At 55.8% G+C, this 351-nt stretch carries 1 pseudogene; it reads right to left on the bottom strand.

Going from position 1 to position 351, the window contains the following annotated elements:
- Window positions 1-351, bottom strand: a pseudogene (locus tag GK108_RS31025) (hypothetical protein); the annotation flags it as partial.

Genomic DNA, 351 nt, shown 5'->3' with positions numbered 1-351 from the left:
GCAACCGTTGTTGGTAATCGAGAAGGCTGAATAGCTTCCTGCACTCAAGCCCGTCAGCGTGAAGGCGTTGCTGGCCACTGTTACGGTTTTGGGACTGCCCGCGCCAGTATAGCTCAGTTGGTACGTACCGTCGGGGAGATTGGTCGAGGAAAAGCTGACGCTACCATTGGTACCTGCGCAGGTGGTTGGTCCGGCGGTGGTGCTGATGGCCAGGGTTGGAGCCGCTGGATCAGCCAGGGTTACGCTCGATCCCAATAATGCTGTGCAACCGTTGTTGGTAATCGAGAAGGCTGAATAACTACCTGCACTCAAGCCTGTCAAACTGAAGGCATTGCTGGCCACTGTTACGGT

It is taken from the genome of Spirosoma terrae (assembly GCF_010435915.1).
Taxonomy (GTDB): domain Bacteria; phylum Bacteroidota; class Bacteroidia; order Cytophagales; family Spirosomataceae; genus Spirosoma; species Spirosoma terrae.
The sequence above is the reverse complement of the archived record's forward strand: the minus strand, read 5'-3'. Positions and strand labels throughout refer to the sequence as shown.